Origin of the sequence: Thioalkalivibrio sp. ALE31, from assembly GCF_000377405.1 — a bacterium.
Classification (GTDB): Bacteria; Pseudomonadota; Gammaproteobacteria; order Ectothiorhodospirales; family Ectothiorhodospiraceae; genus Thioalkalivibrio.
In genome coordinates, this window is sequence record NZ_KB905020.1 from 37239 (window position 1) to 54655 (window position 17417).

General features: G+C 67.8%; 16 protein-coding genes and 2 tRNA genes. 10 read left to right on the forward strand and 8 right to left on the reverse strand.

Going from position 1 to position 17417, the window contains the following annotated elements:
- Positions 1-72: 72 nt before the first annotated feature.
- The 3 genes from D103_RS0100195 to D103_RS0100205 all read right to left on the reverse strand — a co-directional run bounded on the left by D103_RS0100195 (position 73) and on the right by D103_RS0100205 (position 696).
- Positions 73-276 carry a DUF2892 domain-containing protein gene (locus D103_RS0100195; RefSeq protein ID WP_018867382.1) on the reverse strand — a complete coding sequence of 68 codons (204 nt, stop codon included), beginning with the start codon at positions 274-276 and terminating at the stop codon, positions 73-75.
- A 199-nt stretch (positions 277-475) separates the two neighbouring features.
- A tRNA-Thr gene (locus D103_RS0100200) sits at positions 476-551 on the reverse strand.
- A gap of 58 nt (positions 552-609) precedes the next feature.
- Positions 610-696 (reverse strand) — tRNA-Leu (locus D103_RS0100205).
- 258 nt (positions 697-954) lie between these two features.
- Here D103_RS0100205 and queA point away from each other — a divergent pair.
- The 5 genes from queA to secF all read left to right on the forward strand — a co-directional run bounded on the left by queA (position 955) and on the right by secF (position 6408).
- A complete protein-coding gene (gene queA / locus D103_RS0100210; RefSeq protein WP_018875359.1) occupies positions 955-2031 on the forward strand; it encodes a tRNA preQ1(34) S-adenosylmethionine ribosyltransferase-isomerase QueA in 1077 nt (358 codons plus the stop codon).
- On the forward strand, positions 2021-3136 hold the full coding sequence (gene tgt / locus D103_RS0100215; protein ID WP_018875360.1) for a tRNA guanosine(34) transglycosylase Tgt: 1116 nt from the start codon (positions 2021-2023) through the stop codon (positions 3134-3136). Before queA ends, tgt begins: the two co-directional genes overlap by 11 nt.
- 84 nt (positions 3137-3220) lie before the next feature.
- Positions 3221-3550 carry a preprotein translocase subunit YajC gene (yajC, locus tag D103_RS0100220; RefSeq protein WP_018867385.1) on the forward strand — a complete coding sequence of 110 codons (330 nt, stop codon included), beginning with the start codon at positions 3221-3223 and terminating at the stop codon, positions 3548-3550.
- Positions 3551-3575: 25 nt separating this feature from the next.
- On the forward strand, positions 3576-5444 hold the full coding sequence (gene secD, locus D103_RS0100225) for a protein translocase subunit SecD (RefSeq protein ID WP_018875361.1): 1869 nt from the start codon (positions 3576-3578) through the stop codon (positions 5442-5444).
- A gap of 16 nt (positions 5445-5460) precedes the next feature.
- The gene (gene secF, locus D103_RS0100230) at positions 5461-6408 is read left to right on the forward strand and encodes a protein translocase subunit SecF (RefSeq protein ID WP_018875362.1); all 948 of its coding nucleotides are present in this window, start codon (positions 5461-5463) and stop codon (positions 6406-6408) included.
- A 95-nt stretch (positions 6409-6503) separates the two neighbouring features.
- Here the strand turns inward: secF and D103_RS0100235 are convergent, their stop codons facing one another.
- The 4 genes from D103_RS0100235 to D103_RS0100250 form a co-directional block, all read right to left on the reverse strand.
- Complete coding sequence (locus D103_RS0100235; protein WP_038028148.1) at positions 6504-7031, reverse strand: DUF302 domain-containing protein; 528 nt, start codon at positions 7029-7031, stop codon at positions 6504-6506.
- 105 nt (positions 7032-7136) lie between these two features.
- On the reverse strand, positions 7137-7691 hold the full coding sequence (locus D103_RS0100240; RefSeq protein WP_018875364.1) for a C40 family peptidase: 555 nt from the start codon (positions 7689-7691) through the stop codon (positions 7137-7139).
- Complete coding sequence (locus tag D103_RS0100245) at positions 7669-8469, reverse strand: hypothetical protein (protein ID WP_018875365.1); 801 nt, start codon at positions 8467-8469, stop codon at positions 7669-7671. The genes D103_RS0100240 and D103_RS0100245 overlap by 23 nt, the downstream gene beginning before the upstream one ends.
- 61 nt (positions 8470-8530) lie before the next feature.
- Positions 8531-10093, reverse strand: a complete 1563-nt coding sequence (locus D103_RS0100250) for a bifunctional aminoglycoside phosphotransferase/ATP-binding protein (RefSeq protein ID WP_018875366.1) — start codon at positions 10091-10093, stop codon at positions 8531-8533.
- 140 nt (positions 10094-10233) lie between these two features.
- On the opposite strand from D103_RS0100250, the gene mrcB reads away from it, so the two are divergent.
- From mrcB to truD, 5 genes are read left to right on the forward strand one after another with little or no spacing between them, the layout of a single operon-like run.
- A complete protein-coding gene (gene mrcB / locus D103_RS0100255) occupies positions 10234-12588 on the forward strand; it encodes a penicillin-binding protein 1B (protein ID WP_018875367.1) in 2355 nt (784 codons plus the stop codon).
- A 41-nt stretch (positions 12589-12629) separates the two neighbouring features.
- A complete protein-coding gene (locus D103_RS0100260; protein ID WP_018875368.1) occupies positions 12630-13154 on the forward strand; it encodes a tetratricopeptide repeat protein in 525 nt (174 codons plus the stop codon).
- On the forward strand, positions 13147-15123 hold the full coding sequence (locus D103_RS0100265) for an ATP-dependent DNA helicase (protein ID WP_018875369.1): 1977 nt from the start codon (positions 13147-13149) through the stop codon (positions 15121-15123). The genes D103_RS0100260 and D103_RS0100265 overlap by 8 nt, the downstream gene beginning before the upstream one ends.
- Positions 15114-15797, forward strand: a complete 684-nt coding sequence (gene tsaB, locus D103_RS0100270; protein WP_018875370.1) for a tRNA (adenosine(37)-N6)-threonylcarbamoyltransferase complex dimerization subunit type 1 TsaB — start codon at positions 15114-15116, stop codon at positions 15795-15797. The genes D103_RS0100265 and tsaB overlap by 10 nt, the downstream gene beginning before the upstream one ends.
- Positions 15794-16870, forward strand: a complete 1077-nt coding sequence (truD, locus tag D103_RS0100275; protein WP_018875371.1) for a tRNA pseudouridine(13) synthase TruD — start codon at positions 15794-15796, stop codon at positions 16868-16870. Before tsaB ends, truD begins: the two co-directional genes overlap by 4 nt.
- Positions 16871-16881: 11 nt before the next feature.
- Here the strand turns inward: truD and D103_RS0100280 are convergent, their stop codons facing one another.
- Entirely contained in the window at positions 16882-17313 is a 432-nt protein-coding gene (locus tag D103_RS0100280) for a PAS sensor domain-containing protein (RefSeq protein WP_026280209.1), read from the reverse strand.
- Between the last annotated feature and the right edge of the window lie 104 nt (positions 17314-17417).

Below are 17417 nucleotides of genomic sequence, written 5' to 3' on the forward strand. Positions count from 1 at the left end.
CCCGTGATTACAAGGGGTGCGGGGCGGTCGCACCCTACGGGGAACGTTGAGCCCAAAGTGGCCTGTAGGGACTCAGCGGAAGATCTCGCCAGGCTTCAGCCCCATCGACTTCAGGATCATGATCAGGGGGCAGAAGCCGGTAAACGCGGCCTGAATCAGGTGGACGCCGATAAAGGCCGCGAGCAGCAGCCACCAGGGGCTGACCAGCCAGGCGAGCAGGGCACTGACCAGCACGACGATCCCTGCGAACAACATGAAAAAGCGGTCTGTGGACATGATGACGCCTCCTTGGGGCAGAGCCCGAGGGGGTTGTCTGCGGGGCGCAGCCCGGGGGAAAGCCGGGCCTGCTGACTCGGCTTCCCTGTGGGGCGCCTCTGGACAACCTCGTATTTCCGAGATTACACCCCGCGGGGCGATCGTCAAGGTAGGGATGTGCGTCAGGAGAGAACACCACTGGCTGTGGGAGCCCGAAAAATGGAGCCGGCGACAGGAGTCGAACCTGCGACCCTCTGATTACAAATCAGATGCTCTACCAACTGAGCTACACCGGCCTGGTGTCGGGGAGTCGTGCGCCCCGGGCGGGCCCTGGCGGAGGGCCCGAGAAAATGATGGTGCCGGGAGCGAGAATCGAACTCGCACTCTGTTGCCAGAACCGGATTTTGAGTCCGGCGCGTCTACCAGTTCCGCCATCCCGGCTTGTGGGGTGCCGGAGAGATGCCGATGGGTCGGCGTCTCCCCGCGGCACACGGATGTGCCGTCGGAATCGCCCTCAACGGGGGTGGATTCCAAAGCAGGCTGCAAAACGCGTTTGCAGCGCTGCGCGCGCTGAAAAAGCCAGGTCGACTTTGTTCAGCGCGACCGTAGTGTAGCGCAGGTTTCCCGCGGCAGAAACGGGCTTCGCGGGCCGGGGCATGCCGCGCCGCGCTGGCGTGGCGCGTGGTAGCATCGCGCGCCATGCGTGTTGCCGACTTTGATTACGAGCTCCCGCCGGAGCTGATTGCCCAGTATCCGCTGCCGGACCGTGTGGGGTCGCGCCTGCTGGTGCTGGAGGACGAGCGCCCGCGGGATGCCGGGTTTGCGGAGATCGAGAACCTGCTGCGCCCGGGCGATCTGCTCGTGCTGAACGACACCCGCGTGATCCCGGCGCGAGTATTCGGGCAGAAGGAGAGCGGGGGCCAGGTCGAGGTGCTGGTCGAGCGCATCGAATCGACCGGACAGGTGCTGGCCATGGTTCGCGCCAGCCGGGCGCCAAAGGTGGGGACCCGCCTGCGGCTCGCGGATGCCTTCACCGTTGAAGTGACCGGGCGCGAGGGGCCGTTCTTCCGGTTGGCGCTGGTGGAGGCCGGGGACGTGCTGGCTCTGTTGCGCGTGCACGGCCATGTGCCACTGCCGCCGTATATCGAGCGGGCTGACGAGGCCCATGATGCGGATCGCTACCAGACGGTGTTCGCCCGCCGCGAGGGTGCGGTCGCCGCGCCCACCGCGGGGCTGCATTTTGACGACGCGCTGCTCGCGCGGCTGCGCGAGGCCGGGGTGGACACGGCGACGGTGACCCTGCACGTGGGGGCCGGGACCTTCCAGCCAGTCAAGGTGGAGGACACCGCCGCGCACGAGATGCATGCGGAGTGGCTGGAGGTCTCGCCCGAGGCCTGCGCCGCCGTGGCGGCGTGCAAGGCCCGCGGCGGGCGTGTGGTGGCAGTGGGCACGACGTGCGTGCGCTCGCTGGAGACCGCAGCGGCCGGGGGAGCGCTTGAGCCGTTCCAGGGCGAGACCCGGCTGTTCATCCAGCCGGGTTACACGTTCCGCGTGGTGGACCGGATGGTGACCAATTTTCATCTGCCACAGAGCACGCTGCTGATGCTGGTGGCGGCGTTCGCCGGTTATCACCGGATCCTGGATGCTTACGCCCATGCGGTCGCGCAGCGGTACCGGTTCTTCAGTTACGGCGATGCGATGTGGCTGGCGCCGGGGCGGGCCGATGACCTCCCGCCCAGCCTGAGCGCCGATACCGGAGGCCCTGATGGAGTTTGAAAACCTGGCCGCCGACGGCCCGGCGCGGCGCGGCCGCCTGCATTTTCCGCGCGGGACGGTCGAGACGCCGGCCTTCATGCCGGTAGGGACCTACGGCACGGTCAAGGCGATGACTCCGGAAGAGCTGCGCGAGCTTGGGGCGGAGATCATCCTTGGCAATACTTTCCACCTGATGCTGCGCCCGGGCACGGAGGTCATCCGCGCGCATGGCGACCTGCACGACTTCATGCACTGGGAGGGGCCGATCCTGACCGATTCCGGGGGATTCCAGGTCTTTTCGCTGGCCGAGATGCGCAAGATCTCGGAGGAGGGCGTGCGCTTCCAGTCGCCGGTGGATGGCTCGAAGGTGCTGATGACGCCGGAGTCGTCGATGCAGGTGCAGCGCGAGCTGGGCTCGGACATCGTGATGATCTTCGACGAGTGCACGCCGTACCCCGCCACGGAGGACGAGGCGCACCAGTCCATGGAATTGTCCCTGCGCTGGGCGGCACGTTCGCGCGCGGCGCATGGCGACAACCCGGCGGCCCTGTTCGGGATTGTGCAGGGCGGGATGTACCCCGAGCTGCGCCGGGAATCGGCGGAAGGCCTGCAGGCGATTGGCTTTGACGGCTACGCGATCGGGGGATTGTCGGTGGGCGAGCCGGAGGACGAGCGGCTGCAGACCCTGGACGTGACCCTGCCGCTGTTGCCGCCGGATCGCCCACGCTACCTGATGGGCGTGGGACGCCCGGAGGATATCGTCGAGGCAGTGCGTCGCGGCGTGGACATGTTTGACTGCGTGATGCCCACCCGCAACGCGCGCAACGGTTTTCTGTACACCCGCGAGGGCGTGCTGCGCATTCGCAATGCCCGTTTTCGCGAGGATACCGGGCCGATTGACCCGGAATGCGGGTGCTACACCTGTCGTCACTATTCGCGTGCCTATCTCAAGCACCTCGACAAGTGCAACGAGATCCTCGGCTCGCGCCTGGCGACCACCCACAATCTGCATTACTACCAGGACCTGATGCGCGGAATGCGCGAGGCAATCGCGGCGGGGACGCTCGAGGCGTTCGTCGGCGATTTCTACGCTCGGCGCGGCATGGACGTCCCGCCTGTGCCATAATCCGCGCGTTATTTTTTGCGCCGTCCGGCTGCGCTTTTCGCGGCGGGGCGGGGCTCGACCCGAACCGACAGACGGAGTGTTTCGATGGACTTTCTGATTTCTGCAGCGCATGCCCAGGAAGGCGGAGCCGCCGGCGGCGGCATGATCGAGTTCCTGATCATGATCGTCATTTTCTTCGCGATCATGTACTTCCTGATCATCCGCCCGCAGAGTAAGCGCGCCAAGGAACATCGCAACATGGTCGAGGCGCTCTCCAAGGGCGACGAGATCGTCACCAACGGCGGTGTGGCCGGCAAGATCACCGAGGTCAGCGACGACTTCATCAAGGTTGATATCGCCGATGGCGTAAACGTGGCCGTGCAGAAGCAGTCGGTCGCCTCCGTGATGCCCAAGGGCACGCTCAAAGACCTTTAAACCCCGCCCTTCAGGGTCTCCGAATATGCGCAATTCCTATCCGGCGTGGCTGTACGCCCTGATCGTCGTGGTCGTTCTGGGTGCGGGGCTGTACGCCGCGCCCAACCTGTTTCCGGAGGACCCCTCGGTCCAGATCGGGAATCCGATGACCGGCGAGATCGACGAGAACATCCGGGACCTCATGGGCACCATCCTGGGTGCCCAGGGCGTGACGCCGAAGCAGGTCGAGGAGCAGGACGACGGCCAGATATTGCTGCGCTTCGAGACCACCGACGAGCAGTCGGCCGCCGCCGAGATTCTGCGCAACGCCCTGGACGACAACCATACGGTGGCCCTGAACCTGGCCCCGGCCACGCCGAACTGGCTGCGGGCGATCAATGGCCAGCCGATGGCTCTGGGCCTCGACCTGCGCGGCGGGGTGCACTTCCTGATGGAGGTGGATCTGGAGGCGGTGATCGGCACGGCGATGGAGCGCTACGCGAACGAGTTGCGCGGGCGCATGCGCGACGAGCGTCTGTCCTTTGACACGATCGAACGCAGCTCCAGCGACCTCACCGTGATGTTCGGCAACGAGGCGAACTATGAAGCGGCCGAAAGCTGGCTGACCCGCGAGTACCGCGGCGAACTGGAGTGGGACGTCCGCGGCTCCGGCGACTCCATCCGCATGGTGGCCACTCTGGACGACGACCATCTGACCGAACTGCGGCGGCAGGCCCTGCAGCAGAATATCTCGACCCTGCGTTCGCGCGTCGATGAACTGGGCGTGGCCGAGCCGATCATTGCCCAGCAGGGCGAGAACCGCATCGTCGTGCAGCTGCCGGGCGTGCAGGACACCGCCCGGGCCAAGGAGGTGCTGGGTGCGACGGCGACGTTGGAATTCCGTCTGGTCTCGGAATCCGGGGATCCGATGGAGGCGGCGGAGTCCGGCCGGGCCCCGTCGGGCACGCGTCTGTATCGCGAGCGTGACGGGACGCCGGTGCTGCTGCAGCGCCAGGTCATGCTGACCGGTGACTACATCACCGACGCCTCTTCCGGTATTGCGCAAGACACCGGCGGGCCGGCCGTGTTCATTAACCTGGATGGCCAGGGGGCGCGAATCTTCTCGCGGGTGACGTCGGACAACGTGGGGCGCCTGATGGCCTCGGTGTTCATCGAGACGACCACCGAGACGGTGGAGGAAGACGGTGAGCAGGTCCTGCGGACCTCGCGCAGCGAAGAGGTGATCAACGTTGCGCGCATCAACGAGCCGCTGGGTCGGCGCTTCCAGATCTCGGGGCTGGACAGCACCCGCGAGGCACGCAACCTCGCGCTGCTGCTGCGTGCCGGGGCGCTGGCCGCGCCGATGTCCATCGTGGAAGAACGCACGGTCGGGCCAAGCCTGGGGCAGGAAAACATCGACCGCGGCATGCAGTCGGTGGTGATCGGTTTTATCGCGGTGATGATCTTCATGATCCTCTATTACCGCGTGTTCGGCCTGATCGCGAACGTGGCACTGGCCCTGAACCTGATCTTCATCGTGTCGGTGCTCTCGATGCTGCAGGCGACCCTTACCTTGCCGGGGATCGCGGGGATCGTGCTGACGGTCGGTATGGCGGTGGACGCCAACGTGCTGATCTTCGAGCGCATACGCGAGGAGATCCGCAACGGGTTGTCGCCACAGGCGGCGATCTCCTCCGGCTATGATCGGGCCTTCACGACCATCGCGGACGCCAACGTGACGACGCTGATTGCGGCCCTGGTGCTGTTCCTGTTCGGGACCGGTCCGATCAAGGGCTTCGCGATCACGCTGTCGATCGGGATCATCGCGTCGATGTTTACCGCGATCATCGTGACCCGCGCCATCGTCAATCTGACCTACGGGCGCCAGCGCCGGCTGACGCGCCTGGCCATCTGAGCGCCGGGAGACCCGCATGCTTCCGCATCTGAATTTCGCCGAATCGAACATCGATTTCCTGGGCAAGCGCAAGATCACGATCGCCATCTCGCTGATCCTGATCCTCGCTTCCATCGCCATGCTCGCAACCCGCGGCTTGAACTTCGGGATCGACTTTACCGGGGGCACCCTGGTGGAGGTCGGCTATCCCGAGGCGGTCGAGCTGGATCCGATCCGTGAGACCCTCGCGGCCGGGGGCTTTGCCGGGGCCCAGGTGCAGACCTTCGGGACCTCGCGCGATGTGCTGATCCGTCTGCCGCCAAGCGAGGATGACGACGATCCTGCCATGCTGTCCAACCGCGTGCTCAATGCACTGCAGGATGGCGGACCGCAGGACCCGGACCTGCGTCGGGTGGAGTTTGTCGGCCCGGCGGTCGGGGAGGAGCTGCGCGAGCAGGGCGGCCTGGCGATGATTTATGCCCTGGCGGGCATCCTGATCTACGTGGCGGTTCGCTTCGAGTGGCGGTTTTCCATCGGTTCGGTTCTGGCCCTGGTACACGACGTCCTGATCACTCTGGGGATCTTTTCGTTGCTGCAGCTGGAGTTCGACCTGGGCGTGCTGGCGGCGGTACTGGCGGTGATTGGCTACTCGCTGAATGACACCATCGTCGTGTATGACCGAATACGCGAGAACTTCCGGGTCCTGCGCAAGCAGGGGACGGAGCAGGTGATGAACAATGCCGTCAACAAGACCCTGGCGCGTACCATTGTGACGAGTGCCACGACCCTGCTGGTACTGTTCTCGCTCGCGTTCCTCGGGGGGGCTGCATTGCAGAACTTCTCGATCGCCCTGATCATCGGGGTCATTGTCGGGACCTACTCGTCCATCTTCATCGCGGCGACGGCGGCCTTGATGCTGGGCGTGGATCGACAGGTCCTGCTTCCAGTTAAGAAGGAAGGGGCAGAGGAAGATCAGACGCCCTGAGGGGGGCGTCACACCGGGTTGCACGTTGCGGCCCGGAAAGAAAAAGCCCGGAGCCGCAAGGCCCGGGCTTTTTCGTGTCGGACGGGCCGCCTGGTTCAGAAGGACAGGGCGTTCTGCACGATGCGGTCGACCAGTTTGTTGACGTCGCGCAGGGCCTCCGCGGAGGGCTCGTCGCCGATCTCCGGGACGCGCTGGTAGCCCACGTAGATGGTACCGGGCTCGTCGGAGAGTTCGTAGATTGCGATCACGTAGGGGCAGAAGGTGATGTTGTGAGGGTCCGCATCCATGGTCGCGCGCGAGTAGGTGGCGCTGCAGAAATCGACGGACATGCCGTTCAGGTACAGGCCTTCGCCACTTTCCTGGTCGGCGGTGCGGTCCAGCATGTCGGCAATGTAGCCGCGATTGTTGATCACCAGTCCCTCGGCGGCGATGGCGTCCTCGATCATCTCGTAGTAGAAGTCGAACTCGCCCTCGACGCTGTACACCACGCGTTCCTGGGTCTCGATCACGGTCTCGGGGCCGAATGCGTGCGCGGTGCTGGTGGCGAAGCCGACGCCAAGCCCGAGGGTGATGGCGAGGGCCGAGGTCCGCAATGCGCGTGTTACGGGGTTGGTCGTTTTCATGGTTCCTTCCTCAGGTAGCGGGTTCGAAGGCTGGATGAGCGAGGGCGGGTGTCGCCGCCAACGCCCCTCGGGGCGGCCGGCACCGCGTTTTCCGGGATGCCGGGTTCAGTCGAAGAAATGACCGGCAAACCGGGTTCGAGGGGCCCAGTAGGGGTTGTCCAGTTGCTCGATACGCACCTGGCCCCGGGAGCTGGGTGCATGTACGAAACGTCCGTCTCCCACGTAGACCCCGACGTGATCGATTTGACTCCCGTTGATCGCGAAGAACACGACGTCACCCGGCGCCGGGGCGCCGTCGCGCCGCGTGGCGGCCCGGGCCTGGTCGCGAGTGGTGCGCGGCACGCTGCGACCGGCCTCGCGGTAGGCGCGCTGCACCAGGGCGGAACAGTCGAGTCCGGAGGCGTCGGTTCCCCCGTAGCGATAGGGCGTGTCCAGGTGCCCCAGGGCCGTGAGGACGACCTCCGAGCGCTCCAGACCGGCCTCGGGTGCGGGACTCATCGGCCCCTGCGGCAGCGGCTGGGGGGTGGCGATGGTGGTGGCGGTCTCCGTGCCGCGCGGCTCGGGGCCGGCGCTGCAGGCCGCGAGGAACAGCAGGCCGCTGCCCACCAGAGCGAGGGGCAGGAAGCGCGGGACGGTGTTAGAAAAGATCGCGTTCGGCATAGCGGTCGGGGACAGTGAAGAGCTCGGGACTCAGGTCGTCGGTGGAGATGCCCGCGAGGCGAGTGGTCACGCCGTCGTGTTCGCTGACCTCCAGGGGGATGCCATCCACGCGCGGCAGCAGGGACGCGCCCATCTGCGAGGCCATCGGGCCACCGGCCTCGAGGGCGCTGAGGGACAGCTCATACAGGCGATCCATCAGGGCGCCCAGGGTGGCGAAGTCGTGTTCCTCCAATCCCAGACGGGCCGGGTCCGACACGCAGACCGTACTCTGCACCTGACCATCGATCAGGACCTCGTGCTCGTCACAGACGAAATCGCCGATCTCGCGCTGCTCGCCGGTGGTCCGGGTGCTGATTTCGGCATCGAAGCCTTCCGCGCCGATGCCCAGTTGCGATTCCAGTTGCTGGCGCACCTCCGGCGGAAGCTGCTCCATCTGGCGACGCAGATCGCTGACCATATCGGTCATCGCGCGCATTTGCTGGTCCATAACCTCGCGGGTCAGCGGGGTGTAGGTCTGTTCGGTGTCGTCCACGACGGTCAGCTGGTCGTTGGTGGCGTCGAACAGCATATAGCCGGAGGTGCCGCTGATCGCCTCGTTCAGCTCCATGCGAACGATGTCACCGCGCACCAGGATCTGGCTCTCCAGCCCCTCGTCGTCCACATAGTGGAGCAGGGCATCGGCCTGGGCCGCAGAGCCCAGCGCCAGCAGCCCGCAGGCGGCGAGCGGTGCAAGGGCCTGGCGGAGGCGGTCGAACGGGCCAGTACGGCAACGATGCATGGGGGTGTCTCCGGTTTCCGGGCGGACTGTGGTGCTCGTGGGCCTCATTGTAGCGCGTTGCTCAGGTTGCGACGGGCTGGAGCAGGCGGTGCGCGAGGGCATCGGGGTCGAGCGGTGCATCCGGGGCGACCTCGATGCAGCCTTCGGCATCGGTCGGCCATTCCTGTTGGGGCTGCTGCTGTTGCATGACCTCGATACCGGCATCCGAGGCGTCGGTGCCCGCGCGAGCGCGGCGCTCCAGGCGCTCGCGCAGAACGTCTTCGCGCGCCTGGCAGGCGACCACGGCGAACCCGGCCGCATGGCGTCGGGCCAGAGCCTGGAACGGAGCACGTTGCTCGCGGGTGAGGAAGGTGGCATCCACGACGACGGTGAGTCCGAGCGACAGCAGGCGTTCCGCGCGCTGCAACAGGTGTTCGTAGATCCGGGCGCGCCCGGCGGCGCTGTAGTCCACCGGCTCCTCCATCCGCTTGCGCTCGATGTCGGAGCGCAGCCGGATCGCCCCCAGGGCCTCCAGCACCTGGGTACTGACGACGGTCTTGCCACTGCCGGAGACGCCGTGCATCAGGACGAGGCGCGGCGAGCCAGCCTCGGTCAACCGGTCCGCGAGGGCGAGGTAGCGACTCATCTCCGCCCGGTGGGCCGCTTGTTCATCGGACGGCAGCTGGGGCTCGGCTCCGTGTATGCCCTGGACCTTGGCCCGGATCAGGGCACGGTAGACCTGGTACAGCGGCAGCAGGGCAAGGCCTTCGAAGTCTTCGCGCCCCTCGAGATAGGCATTCAGCAGCCGCCAGGCATGGGCGCGGGAGCGGCGGGCCAGGAGATCCATGGTGGTGAAGGCGATCTCGGACATCACGTCGATCCAGCGCAGGGCGGGATCGAATTCGATGGCGTCGAAGGCGACCGGGACCTCGTCGCCATTCTCGTCCGTGACGTAGACCAGGTTCCCGAGGTGCAGGTCACCATGGCCGTGGCGCACGAACCCGGCATCATGACGTTCCTGAAGAAAGGTCCACAGCCGATTGATTTCCGTTCGAGTCCATTGTTTCAGGCGCTCGAGGCGCGCCCGATCCGAGGCGCCGGTGACCGATTCGGACAGGGCCGGGAAGTTGTCCAGCATGGGCTGGGTCGCGGCCTCGGCGGTCCCGTACTCGGATTGAGCATCGGTCCGCTCGGTGCGCTCATGGAAGGCCGCAATGCAGTGACCGAGCGCATCCATGGCCGCCGTGGGGAGCCGGTCCCGGTCCAGCAGTCGGTCGAGCTGACGCTCGCGGTCGAAGCGACGCATGCGCACGGCGTAGTCGAGCACGGGTCCGTCGCCATTGATGACCGGATGCGCGTCGTCACCATTGAGGGTCACGACCTCCCGATAGAGCTGGGGCGCCAGGCGGCGGTTAATCTCCAGCTCGGTCTCGCAGTAATGGCGGCGGGCGTCCAGCGTGGTGAAGTCGAGAAAGCCGAGATCCAGCGGTTTCTTGAACTTGTAGGCCTCGTCGCCGGCGAGGATCACGGTGGAGATATGGGTCTCGATGGTCCGAACCGCTCTGGTGTCCGGCAGGGGCGTCGGGAAGCCGTTGCCCTGGACCAGTTGGCGCAGGCGTTTCTGGTGCTGTTCCAGTTCGGTCATGGGGGCTCCGCTTGGAGGTTCAGGCGGGCGAGCGTCGGCGCCGGATGTTTTTCCCGGAATCGCCGGGCATGCACCCGTTTTTGCTTGTCGGTCAGGTTACCATTGCAGCCGTTCCGGTCACGTCGCCCCCCAGCCAGTCCATGCCACGAAAGAGCCGCCAGCGTCCCCGTCATCGAAACGCGCCCCGCAGGGGGCGGGTCCGGCGCCTGCTGGGCGCGGGGGGCTGGACCCTGGCCGGCCTGCTGCTGGCCGCCGTGGGGATCGGGGGGCTCTATGTCCATCATCTGGACCGCGAGATCCGCGAACGGTTCGAGGGCCAGCGCTGGGCATTGCCCGCCCGGGTGTATGCGCGGCCGCTGGAGCTGTATGCCGGCCGCCCGCTGACGGCGGATGCGCTGGAGATGGAGCTGCGCGCGCTGAACTACCGCGAGACGCCGGAGGGTTCGGGCCCGGGCGAGTTTCACGTCAGCGGCGGTACCGTGCGGCTGACCACCCGGCCGTTCACGTTTGGGGACGGACCGGAGCCGGCCCATTCGGTACGCGTGCGCCTGGCGAACGGCCGGGTGCAGTCGGTGGCGGAGCAGTCCGGGGGCCGCAATGTGGACCTGATGCGGGTGGAGCCGTTGCTGATTGGCAGCATCTATCCGACCCATGGTGAGGATCGCATCCTGGTCGATATCGACGAGGTACCGCGCGAGCTGATCGGGGCGCTGCTGGCGATCGAGGACCGGCGGTTCATGTCGCATCGCGGGATTGATCCGGTGGGCATCGGGCGCGCGGCGGTCGCCAACCTGCGTGCCGGGCGCACGGTCCAGGGGGGCAGCACGCTGACCCAGCAGCTGGTCAAGAACTTCTACCTGACGCGCGAGCAGACGCTGAGCCGCAAGCTGAATGAAGCGGTGATGGCCCTGTTGCTGGAACACCGCTACGACAAGCGGGAGATCCTCGAGGCGTATCTGAACGAGGTGTTCCTCGGGCAGACCGGCGAGCGGGCGATCCATGGCTTTGGCCAGGCGGCCCAGTTCTACTATCAGCGTCCATTGAACGAACTGCGCCTGGATCAGCTGGCGTTGCTGGTCGGTCTGGCGCGGGGAGCGAGTTATTACGATCCGCGCCGCTTCCCGGAGCGGGCCACGCAGCGCCGCGACCGGGTCCTGGAGGCGATGGCGGAGACCGGTCTGGCGAGTCGCGAGCGCGTGGATCGGGCCCTGGCAACCGCACTTGATGTCTCCCCGGTAATGCCGGAGGGGCGCAGCCGTTTCCCGGCCTTTCTCGACCTGGTGCGGCGTGAGCTGCGGGCCGACTACGCGGACGAGGATCTGCGCAGCGAGGGCCTGCGGATCTTCACGACCATGGATCCGGTGGTGCAGATGCGGCTGGAGGATCGCCTGGTGCGGGGTGTGGACGAGCTGGTCCGGAGCCGCGGGGGCGGTTCCGACCTCGACAACCTGCAGGCCGCGGCGGTCGTGACCGATCCGCAGGCGGGCGAAGTGCTGGGGGTGGTGGGGGATCGCAACCCGCGCTATCCCGGGTACAACCGGGCCGTGGAGGCCCAGCGCCAGGTGGGGTCGGTGATCAAGCCGTTCGTCTATCTCGCGGCCCTGACCAACCCGGATCGTTACACCCTGGCGACCCTCCTGGATGACAGCCCGCTGACCCTGCAGCTGCCGCACGGGGAGCCCTGGACACCGCGCAATTTCGATCGCGAGAACCGGGGGACGGTCACGGCCTGGGAGGCCCTGGTGCAATCCTACAACGTGGCGACCGTCCGCCTGGCGGAGGAGATCGGTATTTCCCAGGTGGTCAACCTGCTGCAGACGCTGGGGCTGCAGCGGACGCCGGCCCCGTTGCCTTCGCTGGCGCTGGGCGCGATCGAGCTGTCACCGCTGGAGGTGGCCGGGCTCTACCAGGCGCTGGCGAACGGCGGCTACGCGACGGGTACCCGGGTGATCCGGGATGTCCTGGATCAGAACGACGAGGTCCTGTCCCACTACGGCCTGTCGCTCCAGGGGGCGGTGTCGGATGGTTCCGTGCGCGTCCTGACCCATGCCCTGCACGACGTGACTCGCGAGGGGACCGGGCGGCGGATCGCGGCGCGGCTGAACGGTCAGGTGGTGGCTGGCAAAACCGGTACCACGAACAACTTTCGGGACAGCTGGTTCGCCGGCTTCGATGATCGGCATGTGGCGGTGGTCTGGCTGGGGATGGACGACAATCGCCCGACCGGACTCACCGGTGGCGTCTCCGCCGCGCCGGTCTGGGCGGAGATCATGGCGGGGGTAGGCGTGCACTCTCTGCGGCTGGAAGGCCACCCCGGCGTGGGCTATCAGGAGGTGGACCTGGCCTCCGGCCTGCGGGTGGAAAACGAGGACCATGCCTGCGAGGCGGTGAAGACGCTGCCGTTCTGGCAGAATTCGGGGCCCGAAGGGCGCGCCGAGTGCGACCTGGGCAGTGATTCCGGCTCGCAGGGCTGGTTCGAGAGGTTATTTCGTTGAAGATGTTCCGTATTGCAGAGGACCGGTCCCGAGAGGCCTGGATGGCCGACGGCGGCTGGCGGGCCGTGCAGGGTGCGGGGGTCGTTGCGCTGGCGCTTGTGCTGGCGGCCTGCGCGACCCCGGCGCCCCGCGATGCCGGCGCGCCCGCGCCCGACGCGACCGAGAGGGCCGTTGATGAGGATCCGGCGCAAGAGGAGCGTGATGCACCCGAGCCGGAACGCGAGCCAACCCCTGGCGCGGCCCTGCAGCTGGCCCAGCAGGCCGAGTCGGCGCGCCAGGCCGGAGATACCGCGCGCGCGGAACAACGCCTGGAACGGGCCTTGCGCATTGCGCCACGGGATGCGGGCCTGTGGCATCAGATGGCCGTGCTGCGCCTGGAACAGGGTCGCCACGAACAGGCCGAGCGCCTGGCGGAGCGTTCCCTGCGGCTGGCGGGTGGGACCGACCGCGAGCTCGGGCTGAAAAACTGGCGCGTGATCCTCGCGGCGCGCGAGGCCCTGGGCGATGCCGCCGGTGCCGAGGAGGCCCGCGAGGCGATCCGCCGTCTGGAAGCCGACGTTGTCTGACGCGGCGGCGGGATCGGCGGCCGTTCACGCCCTGAGCCCGGGGGGCGACCTGGCGGAGGCCGTTGCCGGCTTTCGCCCGCGCGAGCCGCAGCAGCGCATGGCCGTGGCGGTTGAGGAGGCCCTGGCCACCGCACCCACCGCCCTGCTGGTCGAGGCGGCCACCGGGGTGGGCAAGACCTTCGCCTATCTGGTGCCGATCCTGCAGGCGCGCCGCCGCGCCCTGATCTCCACCGGTACCAAGACCCTGCAGGACCAGCTCTTCGAACGCGATCTCCCGGTGGTCTGTGAGGCGCTGGGCTATCGCCCGCGCGCAGCCCTGCTGAAGGGCCGGGCCAACTACCTTTGCCACTATCGCCTGGAACTGGCAGCGGCCGAGGCGGGCGGCGCGACCGGTGGCGGAGTACGCCGTGACCAGTTGCCGGTGATCGAGGCCCTGCAGCGGTTCGCGCGCACTAGTGACACCGGGGATCTGGGGCTGGCCGGGATCCTCGCGGAGGACTCGCGACTCTGGCCGCAGGTGACCTCGACCGTGGACAACTGCCTGGGCGGGGAATGCCCGAACTACAACGATTGCTTTGTGGTGCAGGCGCGCAAGCGTGCCCAGGAGGCGGACGTAGTGGTGGTCAACCACCACCTGCTGCTCGCGGACATGGCCCTGAAGGAGGAGGGCTTCGGAGAACTGCTGCCCGAGGTGGACGCGGTGATCGTCGACGAGGCGCACCAGTTGCCGGATATTGCCGGATCGTTCTTCGGGATTGCCGTCGGCACGCGCGCCCTGCGGGAGCTGGCGCGGGACACGCGGCGTGAACAGGAACAGCATGCGCCGGAGATGCTGGACATTCGCCAGCGGGTCGCGGAACTGGAGGCGTGCGTCGCCGAGTTCCTCGAGGCGTCGCGGACCTGGGAGGGGCGTTCCAGCTGGGATACGGTCAACCCGGAGGGTGCCCTGGATCCGTTGCTGGACCGCCTTGACGCGACCCTGGGGTTTGTCGGGGACGCCCTGGAGGCCGCCGCGGCGCGGGCGCCGGGGCTGGAGCAGCTGCGCGGGCGCAGCGCCTTGTTGCTGGAGCGCCTGCGGGAATGGCGCGAGGAGACCCCGGATACCGTGGCCTGGGCCGAGCGCTTCAGCCAGAGCCTGACGCTGCATCGGACGCCGCTGGATGCGGCGCGTCCGCTCGCGCAGCGCCGGGCCGCGCGTCCGGCGGCATGGATCTTTACCTCGGCCACGCTCGCCGTGGGAGAGGACTTCAGCCATGCGGCGCGACGGCTCGGACTCCCCGCGGACGTGGCCAGTGAACGCCTGGACAGTCCCTTCGATTTTCCCCGTCAGGCCTGCCTGGTGCATCCGCAGCCACCGCTGCCCAATCCCAACGATCCGGGATATACCCGGGCCTGCATTGCCTGGGCGTGGCCGCTGTTGCGGGACAACCCGGGCGGCGGGTTCTTCCTGTTTACCAGTCACCGGGCCTTGCAGGAGGCGGCCGCTATCCTGCGCGCCGAACTGCCCCGCGATCGCGAGCTGCTGGTCCAGGGCGAACAGCCGCGGGGCGATTTGCTGGCGCGGTTTCGCGAGTCGGGGACGGCCTGGCTGCTGGGGGCCCACAGCTTCTGGGAAGGGGTGGACATCCGCGGCGAGGCGCTGTCGATCGTGATCATCGATCGCCTGCCGTTCGCCGCGCCCAACGATCCCGTCCTGCAGGCGCGCGCGTCCGCGCTGGAGGCCGAAGGTCGCTCGCCGTTCATGGAGTTCACCCTGCCGCAGGCCGTGCTGGCCCTGAAGCAGGGCGCGGGGCGGTTGATCCGGGATGCTGATGATGCCGGCATCCTGGCCCTGTGCGATCCGCGCCTGACCGGAAAATCCTACGGTCGGCGTTTTCTCGCCAGCCTGCCGCCGTTCCATCGCACCCGGGAACCGGCGGCCGCGCTGCGCTTTCTGGAGCAGGCCCGGGAGACGAATACATGCGCCTGATTGCGCTCGAAACCGCAACTGAACAGTGTTCGGCCGCCCTGTATCTCGATGGCGAGATCCTTGGCGTTGCCGAGCGCGCGGCGCGGCGCCACGGGGAATTGATCCTGGGGCAGGTGGAACAGCTGCTGCGCGAGGCGGATATCCCGCGCGCCAGCCTGGATGGCGTGGCGGTGGGCCGCGGCCCCGGGGCCTTCACGGGCGTCCGCCTCGGTCTGGGGGTGGCACAGGGGATGGCTTTCGCGCTGGATCGCCCCGTGGTGCCGGTCTCCACGCTGCAGGCCCTGGCGCAGCAGGCGCTGCGGGAGGGGCGACGGCCGGCAGCCGTACTGGCGGCACTGGACGCGCGCATGGGCGAGATTTACTGGAGCCTTTGTCCGGTCCGGGGGGACCGCGTGGAGACGGCGGCGGAACAGGTCGGGGCGCCTGCCAGCCTGGTGCCTGCCTGGCCCGAGGGCGAGCGTTTCGGTCTGGGCTCCGCGTTTGCCGCCTACCCTGAACTGGCGGCCGCGCAGGGGCTGGCCATGGCCGCCGTGGATCCCGACGCGCTGCCGGATGCCCGCGAGATCGCCCTGCTGGGGGTGGACGCCTGGGAGCGCGGCGAGGCCGTGGCCCCCGAGTATGCGCAGCCGGAGTATATCCGCAACGATGTCGCCCGCCCGGCCACGCCGCGATGAGCCGGGAAACCGAAAACGACGCCACTCCCTACCCGTGGTTGCCGCCGCTGGTCGCCACGATCAAGGCGGAGCCGGAGGACTTTCGGGTCGAGGAGGTACCCGCCACGACGCCCGAGGGGCAAGGCGAGCATGTCTGGCTGGAGATCGAGAAGCGCCTGCTGAACTCCGAGGACGTGGCCGTGTGGCTGGGACGCGAGTCAGGTGCGGGACGCGGCCGGGTGAGCTACGCCGGGCGCAAGGACCGTCAGGCCGTTACCCGCCAGTGGTTCAGCGTGCAGTGCCCGCCCGAGTCCGAGCCGGACTGGGCCGGCCGGGCCGAGGCCTGGAATATCGCACAGGAGGCCGAGGCGACGGGTAGCTGGATGCGGGTGCTGCGCATGGTGCGCCACGCGCGCAAGCTGCGCACCGGCCACCTGGCCGGCAACCGCTTCGAGATCCGGCTGGGTGCCGTGCAGGGTGACCGGGCGGCGGCGGAATCGATCCTGGCGGCGGTGCGGGATGGTGGCATCCCGAACTACTTCGGTGCGCAGCGTTTTGGTCGCGATAATCTGGAGCGGGCGCGCGTCTGGCTGGGTGGCGGGCGGGCGCCGCGCAGCCGCAATCAGCGCAGTCTCCTGCTCTCCGCCGCGCGCTCGGCGATCTTCAACGCGGTACTCGCGGCCCGCGTGCGCCGTGGCGACTGGGACCGGCTGTTGCCGGGGGACGTGGCCAATCTGGAAGGCTCCGGCAGCGTGTTCGCGGTACCGGAGGTGGATGCCGAGCTGGAGGCCCGTGCCGCCCGCCTGGACATCCACCCGACCGGGCCCCTGTGGGGCCGTGGCGCCATGCAGACGGCGGGCGAGGTGGCGGCGCTGGAGGCGGCCATCGCTGCAGAAGAACCGGTATTGGCGGAAGGGCTGGAGCAGGAGGGTGTCCGGGCCGCCCGCCGATCACTGCGCATGGTGCCCCGGGCCCTTGCATGGCGCTGGGGGGGCGACGACCTGTGGTTGTCGCTGGAACTGGGGGCCGGGGAATATGCGACGGGGGTCCTGGACGCGATTGGCAACGCGCGGGACGCGGACCGGTCGGGCTGACCGGGGCGGGCTCAGGCGGAGTTCTTGAGCTTGCTTTCGGCGCGTTCGGCGCGCTGTTCGGCCTCCACGCGGTCGGTGATGTCCTTCTGGATGCCGATGTAGTACGTGAGCCGGTCCTCGTCGTTGAATACCGGGGTCAGCGACAGTTCGTTCCAGAACAGGCTGCCGTCCTTGCGGTAATTGCGCAGGGTCACGCGGCAGGGGCGGTTTTCCTCGATGGCCGAGCGGATCTCCTGGCGTACCTCCTGATCGGTGTCGGTGCCCTGGAGGAACCGGCAATCGCGGTAGAGGATCTCTTCGGAGCGGTAGCCGGTGAGTTCTTCGAAGGCCCGATTCACATAGATCAGGATGTTGTCATCGCCCTCGCGCTCGGCGATGACGATGCCGTCATTGGAGGCATCCACGGCGAGGGCGAGGAGTTCGGCGTCTATCGTTCGGGTCATAAACGTGTAGCGATCTGGTCTGCGAGTCGAGCGCGCCAGGGCCCGGTACCGGGCGCAACCCCCGCGCTTGTATGGCACGAAAATAGCACGTTCCGGTGCCACTG

What these genes read in the sequence shown, in the direction of transcription:
- D103_RS0100195 (WP_018867382.1), bottom strand. Translation starts at nt 276, where the DNA reads ATGTCCACAGACCGCTTTTTCATGTTGTTCGCAGGGATCGTCGTGCTG.
- queA (WP_018875359.1), top strand. Translation starts at nt 955, where the DNA reads ATGCGTGTTGCCGACTTTGATTACGAGCTCCCGCCGGAGCTGATTGCC.
- tgt (WP_018875360.1), top strand. Translation starts at nt 2,021, where the DNA reads ATGGAGTTTGAAAACCTGGCCGCCGACGGCCCGGCGCGGCGCGGCCGC.
- yajC (WP_018867385.1), top strand. Translation starts at nt 3,221, where the DNA reads ATGGACTTTCTGATTTCTGCAGCGCATGCCCAGGAAGGCGGAGCCGCC.
- secD (WP_018875361.1), top strand. Translation starts at nt 3,576, where the DNA reads ATGCGCAATTCCTATCCGGCGTGGCTGTACGCCCTGATCGTCGTGGTC.
- secF (WP_018875362.1), top strand. Translation starts at nt 5,461, where the DNA reads ATGCTTCCGCATCTGAATTTCGCCGAATCGAACATCGATTTCCTGGGC.
- D103_RS0100235 (WP_038028148.1), bottom strand. Translation starts at nt 7,031, where the DNA reads ATGAAAACGACCAACCCCGTAACACGCGCATTGCGGACCTCGGCCCTC.
- D103_RS0100240 (WP_018875364.1), bottom strand. Translation starts at nt 7,691, where the DNA reads ATGCCGAACGCGATCTTTTCTAACACCGTCCCGCGCTTCCTGCCCCTC.
- D103_RS0100245 (WP_018875365.1), bottom strand. Translation starts at nt 8,469, where the DNA reads ATGCATCGTTGCCGTACTGGCCCGTTCGACCGCCTCCGCCAGGCCCTT.
- D103_RS0100250 (WP_018875366.1), bottom strand. Translation starts at nt 10,093, where the DNA reads ATGACCGAACTGGAACAGCACCAGAAACGCCTGCGCCAACTGGTCCAG.
- mrcB (WP_018875367.1), top strand. Translation starts at nt 10,234, where the DNA reads ATGCCACGAAAGAGCCGCCAGCGTCCCCGTCATCGAAACGCGCCCCGC.
- D103_RS0100260 (WP_018875368.1), top strand. Translation starts at nt 12,630, where the DNA reads ATGGCCGACGGCGGCTGGCGGGCCGTGCAGGGTGCGGGGGTCGTTGCG.
- tsaB (WP_018875370.1), top strand. Translation starts at nt 15,114, where the DNA reads ATGCGCCTGATTGCGCTCGAAACCGCAACTGAACAGTGTTCGGCCGCC.
- truD (WP_018875371.1), top strand. Translation starts at nt 15,794, where the DNA reads ATGAGCCGGGAAACCGAAAACGACGCCACTCCCTACCCGTGGTTGCCG.
- D103_RS0100280 (WP_026280209.1), bottom strand. Translation starts at nt 17,313, where the DNA reads ATGACCCGAACGATAGACGCCGAACTCCTCGCCCTCGCCGTGGATGCC.